This is a genomic window from Citrobacter sp. Igbk 14 (assembly GCF_028069825.1).
Taxonomy (GTDB): domain Bacteria; phylum Pseudomonadota; class Gammaproteobacteria; order Enterobacterales; family Enterobacteriaceae; genus Citrobacter.
The window spans coordinates 25784-35600 of record NZ_JANEWM010000049.1 but is presented as its reverse complement, the minus strand read 5'-3'; the positions used below and the strand labels follow the sequence as shown (position 1 = coordinate 35600).

Here is a 9817-nt window from a genome sequence, read left to right as displayed (position 1 = left end):
TTTAATTACGGCAATGATCTGATGCTCAGTAAAACGGGCTTTACGCATAGCGATCTCCTTTGTTGGCAGATTGATTATGCCGGAGGATCTCTAAATGTGAATGGCACGATTATGCGGGATACTTACAGAGGACTTTGCCAAAACTTTTATTAGCAGTGCTCTTTTATCGTCAACTTCTTTCAAGGCTTCATCATAGTCACGCTTTAGGGCCTCGTTAACCAGTAGTGTGAAAACCTGCTTGGAGCTATAACTTTCGTCGTAGGAATTAATGACCATTATTTGGCCAGCATCAACAGGCTGGCCATCTAAAGTAACAAGTCGTTTAGTTACACGCTCTGGAAAGATAATGTCCTTTGACTACCTATCTTCTTCAATGTCCTTTAGTGCCTTAGCTTGGGAGGCTTTCAATGTTCCATTGGGCGCATACAAAGAGCATACCCCGTCAATGCCATCAATTCTGGTAAAGTCTAACTCCTTCACCAGTTTATTGATGCCATAACAGTTCTCCAGATCCAGTCCAAGTCTCATTTTGACGTCCTTTTCAAATCGTTCATTTCAAAAAAAATTGTGAATTAACACTGCTCACGCATACCTGCTTGAGAACTCATCCATCGAATTAGATACCGTAAACTTCACCTCATCACCCAATGCTTCAAAGTGTGCATAACCACATTTGATTTTGGCATTTTCCTCCGGACGTCTTTCCACGGAGAAGAGCGTGCTTTTGGTTTCGACAACGAAGTAGAGTTTTTCCTTGCCATCCTTTTCGATTAGAACCGCCCAGTCGGGGTTATAGCCGCCTAATGGCGTATCGATTTTGAACCAACCGGGGAGTTTGGCGTAAAGTTTGATATCCTCATTTCGCTCGAAGGCCGAGGCAAATTCCAGCTCAATATCGGAGTCGTAAACTACATAGTCAAAAACGGACTTCTCAGCTTTAACCATGTTGTCTTTCAGGTAGCCAAACAATTCGTTTTGTTGGAATAATTCCTGAGCATAGAACTGATCATCACCAATTTTGTGGTACTTGATTCCATCGACGATAAACAGACGCATTTGGCTTTTGATTATGTTACCTGCCTGTTCGATAAACTTCTGTGGGTTGTTCTTGAACGACTCCAGGCGACCACTTTTGTTGATAATGGCAACAATGGTGCGGCGCATCAGGTTGGTTTCGTTCTGTAAGTAAGTGATCAAATCGGGTAAATCGTACGAGCGGGATTCGTACACGCTGGTTGCTTCAACGGTCTTCTCTGTGTGCACGCCACCCCGATCAATTTCAGTCTTCGCCTTGCGGTAAGTGAAGCGAGCCTTACCCACCTGAAGGTTTATTTTGATCTCTTCGGCGCACTTCTCGATCAATGCCCTGGTATCAAAGTTCACGCGGAACGTAGTTTTGTATTTAATACGATCCCACAGCGCCTGAAACTCGGGACTCAGATACACCGCTTTGTTCAGCGAAACCTTGGCTTTGTCATCACGGTTCTTGATGTTCAGGTTACCGGATACCTTTTTCAGCACCGACACAATCTGTGCTGTATGGGGCTGGAATGCCTCAGGCAACTCCAGAGTACCGTTCTTCAATGACGCCTTGAGGCTATCCTGCACTTTACCCTTGCTGTCAATGTGGCCTTTGCTCTGCAAGTGTTCCCACAACTGCTTCGACGCCTCGGCACCTAAGTATTCGTGATTGTGGTCGTCAACCGGTACCACGATATTGGCAAACAGGTGCTTCTCGACCACGCCAAACTTGATGCCTTCCTCGTTTTCAATTTCCTTCTGCAATTGCTCTGCAAATTGCTCGTAGGATTCATTAGCCATCACAGTGAGGGTATTCACCGCAAAGCCATGTACCCGCTCACCATCCTGATTCACACAAATGCGCAAGCCACGACCGATCTCCTGACGTTTTTTAATGACCGATGTAGTTTCGTTCAGGGTGCAAATCTGGAACACGTTGGGGTTGTCCCAGCCTTCCTTGAGCGCTGAATGGGAAAAAATGAATTTCAGTTTGCAATCAAAACTCAACAACCATTCCTTGTCTTTCATAATGGTGTTGTAAGCACTGCCATCAGATTCGCTGCTTGCCGCCTTGCCATCTTTTCCAATTTTAGATTCTTTGAGCATTTCCTTGCCTGACGAATCTTTTTTCTTATCGATCGCAAAATAACCGTTATGCACGCCTTGTGCAGCCGTATCCAGATCGGCACCTTCAAATAGCTGGCTGTACTTGGGTTTACGAATGGCGCGATCGTATTCTTCTTCAAACATCAGGGCGAATTTACCCTTTTGCGGGTTACCGTCTTCGTCGTACCAGCGGTAATTGGCGACCTTGTCGATAAAAAACAGGCTCAGTACCTTAATGCCCTGTGGGCGCAGGCGTATTTCTTTATCGAGATGTTCTTCAATGGTTTTGCGGATCTGCAGACGTTTAAACTCGTCCGGGTCTACTTCGCCCAGCGCCTGGCCCAGCTTCAGAATATTGGGCTTACTGGTAAAGCTAATGTATTCATTACCCTGTCCGCAGTAGATGTCTTCAATGATGTAGCCGTCGTATACGTCGCGGCCACCGCTGTACTTAGCATCCAGCAAATCCGCGCCGCTGGTTACCGTGACTTCCTTGCGTTTAATGCTGCCATTCTTTAGGCGAGCATCAATCTCGATTTTGGCACTGATCGGGCTTTTTTTGTTGTTCACACTGAGCAGCTTGATATAAGCCTTATTGTGGCCGTCCTTAACCTCAATGCCTGCCACTTCAATCTGCTTAACCAGTTTTTGCTCGTAGGCATCGACAGAGTCCAGCTTGTAGAGCATATGGTGCTTTTCCACATGGGTCGCCGAATAACGCATTGTGCACATGGGGTTAAGCGAGGCGATGGCTTCTTTACTCTTATCGGTGGTGTCAACGCTTTGAGGTTCGTCGACAATCACAATCGGGTTGGTTTGCTGGATAAATTCAATCGGCTTGGCACCGGTCATGCGGTCGTGTGCGCGGTGAATGATGTTGGCTTTGTTCTCTTGCTCTGGGTCGGTAAAGCTTTTCCGGAATGCATCGATATTGATCACCATAATCTGAATATCAGGGCTGGTCGCAAAGTTACGCACATCCGACAGCTTACTGGAATCGTAAGTGAAATAGTCAAAGGCAACGTTTTCGTACAGCTCTTTAAAATGAGCCGCTGTAATTTCCAGTGACTTCTGCACACCTTCTTTAATGGCGATGGACGGCACCACAATAATAAACTTGGTAAAGCCATAGAGCCTGTTCATCTCAAAAACTGTGCGCAGGTAAACGTAGGTTTTACCTGTACCTGTTTCCATCTCCACCGTTAAGTGAATACCGTCTTTGGAGTCAAAGGTCTCCGAAGGCGCTAGGCCATTTTTAAGCTGTATTCTGCGGATATTGACATGGATGTCTTCATCCAGCAGGCGCAGGCGATTGCCAACACCCAGCGAGTCTTCTTGCAGACCATGGAACAGCGTTCCTTCCTCCCAAGATTGCAGGGAAGCCACAGTGAAATTGGTCTGGCAAATTTCCTGCCCGGCAAACACACCCGTTACTGACTCAATTGCCTGGCGCTGATAATCCAGATTGGCATCGAACTGAATCTTCATGCTCATGTTACAGGCTCCTTACGTCTTCAATACCAGCCTGCTTGAGAATCTGTACCGCGTTGGTTTTTACCACGTCGTCGGCAAAACCGGCGTCTTTGAAGACTACGCGCATAATTTCTGGATTCAGTTCGCCTTTGAGCTTGGCAATGCCTTCCACCACGTCGAGGGTAATATCGTCCGACAGACAGATCATCAGCGCACCCATGCCGATATCAAAGACTTTATGACCCGCCACGCTATGTTCGGTAATCGGCAAGGTCAGATCCAGACCGTACTTCAGCAGCACCTCGTAAAGCACATCCTCTTCTTTACGACCCTGCTTGATATTGGAGATTTGATCTTCCAGATCCTGCTCCGTCAGATCAAAGTCCAACTCCCACGGTTTAATATTGGTAGAGTCGAGTTTAAATACCTTGAAACCTAAATCTTGCTTTGAACCTAAATTTTGAGAATTAATGCTTTTCAATCTCAGTTTCGAAAGCTCAGAAAGCAAGGGCGGCAATTTATTCTGCTCTAGCAAATCAAGCGCGGCTTTGTTGTCTTTTGACTTTAAGTCAATTTTTTCAGGAAGTTGCACTAAAATGTACTTCCTTCTACCGTCATCTCTTTCGTTAGCTCTCTGTATAGCTGAGGCTAGCGTGCCTGATCCAGCAAAAAAGTCCATTGCAGTAAAATCACTACCCTCATACAAGTCTAAGCATCGCTCAACAAGACTAATTGGCTTTTTACCATTTGGATATGGAACCCCATCCTCTCTGCCCACATTGTTGTAATCAAAATCGTCCCAGAGAGTCCCAACTTTTTCTTTTTTTATTGCAACACCATCTCTTATTTCTGCTACATCCTTCAGCCAAATAACTCTTCTTACAGTGTTACTAATGTATGAATGAGTGACCTTTTGGCCTTTATCCCTACCAGATCTTGGAATATATTCCACTTCTAGTAATTCACCATCGCCTAAGCTCCCCACAAAGTCGATAACACGCTGACGAATGCTTGTTTGAGCATTGGTGTCTGAGAAAATACCATCAAAATATTTTTTGTATGCATCTTCTTCTGTGATACCTTCCTCTTTCATAACCTTTGATATTGTGGTTCTCTCGATATTATTGATTTTATATATTTCGATAGGATTGCCATCACCATCTTTCACAACACCAACTTTCTCTCTAACACCCTTTGATTTTAATATACTTGTATACTTCCAGCTCTCTCCTTCATCTCTCATATCACTAATAACATCTAGCAGCGGCCTTTCTCTATACATATGACTAAGAGTATTGAATTCATTTGCATCCTTCGCATATATATAAATATATTCAATATTTTTCTTTAACCTTTTGTCCTCACCGCCTCCTGATGCGCCAGCAGCCACCTTAGAGAGGACACTGATTGTGTTTATGTAATTTTCCTCACCGAATATTTCGTTCATTATGTTTTGAAGATTGCTTGACTCATGATCACTGATAGAAACGCAAATGATACCATCGCTATCTATCAGATTTCTAGCCAACTTCAACCTTGGATACATCATATTCAACCAATCAGTATGATATCGCCCACTCGTCTCTGGGTTGCTTGAAAGATTTCGACCCTCACCATCTACTTGGCCAGTAACTTCCTTGTAATTTTTAATATTGTTAGAAAAGTCATCTTTATAAATGAGATCCCCTCCCGTGTTATAGGGTGGGTCGATATAAATCATTTTGACTTTCTTGTGATAGCTCTTTTGCAGGAGCTTAAGCACTTCAAGGTTATCGCCTTCGATAAAGAGATTCTGAGTCGAATCCCAATCAACCGATTCCTCTTTGCTGGGGCGTAAGGTGCCGGTGCTGGGTGTTTGTGCCAACATGCGGGCTTTACTTTTTCCATTCCAGGTGAAGCTGTAGCGCTCTTCACGACCATCAATATAGTTACCCAGCACTTCTTTCAGTACGTCGAAATCGACTTTTCCTTCGGTAAAGGATTCTGGGAAAAGCTCTTTGAGTTTGCTGATGTTGTCGGCGACGATGTCCATGCTTTTTGAGTCCATTTCTGGGATAACGTTTTTCATTTTGTTTCCTCTTGATTCTTCTGCTTTATGCAATTCGGTTACAGGGTTTCACCGATCTGCTTGAGCCGCAGTTCCTGCTGTTTAATCTGGGTATTCAACACAACCTGCTGGCTGAACTCAGCCTGCTTGATCTGGGCACGTAGTTTTTTAATATCGTTCTCGATACTGCGGTAACGGTTAAGCTGGTCAGCTTGTTGTTGTGTGACTTCACTGCTAGGCAGATGAAAGCGCCCGCTGATTTCAGCACACTGAAGGGCTTGTACACGGGCCATGATGGCTTGATAAAACAGACAGAAGTTGCTGTGTGGCAAGCTGGTAAAGGTCAAGCTGTTTACAAATTCCTGCTCGCTTTCAGTCTTGCTGCTCAACCCTAGCCAAGGCGATAACTGCAACGCTTCAATGACCCACTTTTCTTTATCTGCCTTGTTTATGCGTTTATCGGCGACACAGATAGCTAGTTGTTCGTTGGTGTGTTCTTTTTGGCGCTCTTCTATATCAGGTTTGTCATTTGCTTCTGTGCCTTTGCTTTCAGCGAGCATAAAGAAGATGACGGTCGGGTAAGGTATCGCCCGGTTAATCAGTTGGCCGAGTCTTCCCGTATTTTTAGCGCTACTGAGTTCCACGACCAGAAAAGCCAACTCGCCATAATCGCGCAGGTCGTCACTGTAGGACGCGATATTGATGGTGCTGGGCTTTAAAGTGTAGAGCCAGCGAATCTTATCAACATCGTCTTTCAGAGCCTTTTTGTCTTTAGCGTCCAGGTTGGCGTGCTGCTGAAACATATTTTTAAACAGGGGCTTATTGAGCACGCAGCTACTGGGCACGTTCAAGCCTTCCAGAAAGGCTTCGAATTCTGGCAAGCCTAAACCCATATCAGACATCACGCTCTCCTTGACCTTCTGTAACCTGAGTATCTGCTGTCAATATCAGGTAGGACACCACCATAAAGTCTTCAATGCCCTGACTGGAGGTAGCGGTAAGTACAGTACCACCCTTGGTAAACAGACTTTCCATGCCTTTTTCTTCGCTCTTACCGGCAATGCTATCTATGGCGACAGCTAATAGGTGCTGAAAGTGGCTCATATCACGCCCGCGGCGTGTCATGCGGTTAACTTCGGTGATGGCAGGTTGATCGGGTGCTTTGTGCTTAAAGGCTTCACGCTTGAGGAGATCGAGTATCTTTTTACTTTGGGTGAAGTTCAGCTCGACCACGGTGCTGCCTTCGGCATCAGCGGTCACGTAGATCAGGAAGTACGGGGCCAGCGGGTAGTTGTCATCTACCTGAACAGCTTCTTTACCACTGCGGATATTCTTTAGGCAGAAGATAACGCCCGGTTTGATGCCATCGGCGGCCAGATCTTGGTCAATACTGACGGCTGCATACAGCCCTAGCGGTGCTTGATCCAGCGTTGCGAGGCGGGCCTTCTCGTTCATATAGCCTGACAGATCCATGCGGAAATCATTGAGGGTAAGGTCGGTAATGGATACACCACCGCTCATGTCTTCCAGATCGACTACTGCATCTTTGAGTTGCTGTAGTTGTCTGCGTCGGTATTCAAGATCATTCATGTCTTTAGCGCTTTCATCGATGACGTTTTCTTCGCCCGTGGCGGATATGTCCAGCAAGACCATGCGCCCGGAGACACGCGCTTCCAGGTTGATGTATTCATCCAGCTCCATATTGGGCCAGAAGTTGATGAGCTGGATTTGCGTGTTTTTACTGCCAAGACGGTCGATACGGCCAAAACGCTGAATGATGCGTACAGGGTTCCAGTGAATGTCGTAGTTGATGAGCGTATCGCAATCCTGCAGGTTCTGCCCCTCACTGATGCAGTCGGTGGCTATCAGTAAATCCAGTTCGGTAGTGGCAGTTGGGTCTACTTTGCTGCGCTCTTTGGATATCGGCGAGAAGGCGGTAAGAATATTATTGAGGTCAGAACCTAAGCCCGTCATGGTGGTTTTATTGGTACCGCCGCCCGTCACCAATGAACTGTGAATGCCCAGTTCGGAATGCGCCCATTGCGCCAGATGGGAATACAGGTATTGGGCCGTGTCGGCGAACGCGGTAAAAACGATTACCTTTTTATTGTAAGTGTTGAGTGGGTTCCGAACTTTTTGTGCAATGGCTTGTTTCAGTAGCTCCAGTTTTGCATCCCGGGCCGCATTCACACTTTTTGCTGTTTCTGCAATGTGATTTAAAAACTCACGGTCGGCCTCCAGTTCCTGCCGGAAGCGGATGAGATCCATATCCTGCAGCAACACTTTGGTTTTGTTACCCACCATGTAACTTTCCAGCTCTGTGGACTCCAGCTCAAAGTCGTGGATATCTTCGATATTCAGCTCGGACAGTTCTTCTGATTCGTGGGTATCAATTTTGGCCAGTAGTCGCTCGACCTGCTGAGCAAGCTTTGTGGCCGTAAGCGTGAACGAATGAATTGAGCTTTCCATTCGCTTGAGCAAATTGACGCGCATGAGGTGAATCAGGCTTTCTTCACGGTCTACCTGTTTGAACACTCCTTTACCTGCGCCTACGGCTTTATCGTAACGACGGGCGTATTCGGCTTTTTTAGCCTCGCGCACGAATTTCAGCGGAGAATAACCCGCTAGGGATAGCCGCCGGATGGTTTTGTTGACCTCTTTTAACGGCGGAAACTCGCCGGATGCGTCGATGTCGGCATAGATGTTTTTCGGTGGCAAGCGAGTTGGGAAGCGGCCGATATCTTCGGTGCCGTAGTACTTTTCTATGTGTTTGCGGGAACGGGCAATGGTAACGATATCGAGCAGTTTGAAGTAGTCAAAGCTCATAATGTCGAGCAAGGCTGCGGTGGTACGCTTTTCGACCGGCTCACTGACCCATTGGTTAAATTGCTTCTGGGCAAGACGCAGAGTGGATTCAATATTTTTGATACCCTGTTCGGCAAAGGCATCATCCCGACCTTCAGTAATGAAGGCGACCTGATTTTTCAGGTCGTTCATGCGGTTGTTGACCGGCGTTGCCGACAACATCAGCACCTTGGTTTTTACGCCTGAGCGGATAATGTCGTTCATCAGGTGCTCATAGCGGCTTTTACCTTCCGCCTTGTTCGGTGTGTTACGGAAGTTGTGGGATTCGTCGATGACCACCAGGTCGTAATTAGCCCAGTTCAGTGTCTCCAGATTGATTTCGCCCGAGTAGCCTTTCGATCGAGTCAGATCGGTATGGTTCAGTACGTCGTAATTAAAGCGGTCAGCTGCGAGCAGGTTGCGCTTATCGTTGACCGTGTACATGGTCCAGTTGTCACGAAGCTTTTTCGGGCATAGAACAAGCACCCGATCGTTACGCAGTTCGTAGTATTTGATCACAGCCAAGGCTTCAAAGGTTTTACCCAAACCCACGCTGTCGGCAATGATGCAGCCGTTGTGCTTTTCGAGCTTGTCTATTGTACCCAGCACTCCGTCTTTCTGGAATTTGTAGAGTTTGCTCCAGACAAGGGTATCTTTAAAGCCGGTTTTACTACGAATGATGCTGTCTTCGTCGATGTCTTCGAGGAAGTCTTTGAACAAATTGAATAGCGTGAGGAAATAGATAAAATTAGCCGGTTGATCGACGGCGATTGCATCCAATTTGGCTATCAGATCATTCTTGATATCACGAAAATTCTGTGCATCAGCCCAGACGTTATCAAACCACGTCAAAAGCTGCCGGGTGCTCTCAGGGTCAGACAAGCCCATGTTCATGTGCAGAGAGTCGGAACGCACGTCGCCGAGCCCAGTTGGACTGAGCGTGGCACTGCCGCTGATGGCAAAACTTTGCTCGGTAGCCCCAAGATGAATAATATTCTGACCCGGCTGAGGCCGCACACTGGCTTTCACTTCAGCCTTGTTTGCCAGCCATTGCGAGAACTCACTGGCGATGCTTTTTTGTTGCAGCTGATTCAGCAGGCGAACGTCTGAATCAGAACCAACCAGTTTCTGCAGATTGAGCGAATCCCATTCGCTGAAAATAATCCTTGCAGACTCCAGCTGCTTCAACTCGTGCTTCAGCGAGGCAAAACCGTATAAGGTAAACAGGCTGGACAGAACAGAGAGCCTGGAACCAGAAAAGGTATGTTTTTTCAGTTCGATACCAACGTGGCCGCTGGTTTTGTTATCCAGTAACACCCCGAAATT

At 46.5% G+C, this 9817-nt stretch carries 5 protein-coding genes; all 5 read right to left on the bottom strand.

Going from position 1 to position 9817, the window contains the following annotated elements; translation table 11 throughout:
• Nucleotides 1-357: 357 nt before the first annotated feature.
• On the bottom strand, nucleotides 358-528 hold the full coding sequence (locus NNN64_RS17385) for a hypothetical protein (RefSeq protein WP_271442174.1): 171 nt from the start codon (nucleotides 526-528) through the stop codon (nucleotides 358-360).
• Between the two features lie 54 nt (nucleotides 529-582).
• Nucleotides 583-3552: a type III restriction-modification system endonuclease gene (locus tag NNN64_RS17380; protein WP_271442173.1), complete on the bottom strand. Its 2970-nt coding sequence runs from the start codon at nucleotides 3550-3552 to the stop codon at nucleotides 583-585.
• 70 nt (nucleotides 3553-3622) lie between these two features.
• On the bottom strand, nucleotides 3623-5668 hold the full coding sequence (locus NNN64_RS17375; RefSeq protein WP_271442172.1) for a site-specific DNA-methyltransferase: 2046 nt from the start codon (nucleotides 5666-5668) through the stop codon (nucleotides 3623-3625).
• Nucleotides 5669-5706: 38 nt separating this feature from the next.
• On the bottom strand, nucleotides 5707-6549 hold the full coding sequence (locus NNN64_RS17370) for a DUF4391 domain-containing protein (protein WP_271442171.1): 843 nt from the start codon (nucleotides 6547-6549) through the stop codon (nucleotides 5707-5709).
• Nucleotides 6542-9808, bottom strand: a complete 3267-nt coding sequence (locus NNN64_RS17365; protein WP_271442170.1) for a helicase-related protein — start codon at nucleotides 9806-9808, stop codon at nucleotides 6542-6544. Before NNN64_RS17365 ends, NNN64_RS17370 begins: the two co-directional genes overlap by 8 nt.
• Nucleotides 9809-9817 lie beyond the last annotated feature (9 nt).

What these genes read in the sequence shown, in the direction of transcription:
- NNN64_RS17375 (WP_271442172.1), bottom strand. Translation starts at nt 5,668, where the DNA reads ATGAAAAACGTTATCCCAGAAATGGACTCAAAAAGCATGGACATCGTC.
- NNN64_RS17385 (WP_271442174.1), bottom strand. Translation starts at nt 528, where the DNA reads ATGAGACTTGGACTGGATCTGGAGAACTGTTATGGCATCAATAAACTG.
- NNN64_RS17370 (WP_271442171.1), bottom strand. Translation starts at nt 6,549, where the DNA reads ATGTCTGATATGGGTTTAGGCTTGCCAGAATTCGAAGCCTTTCTGGAA.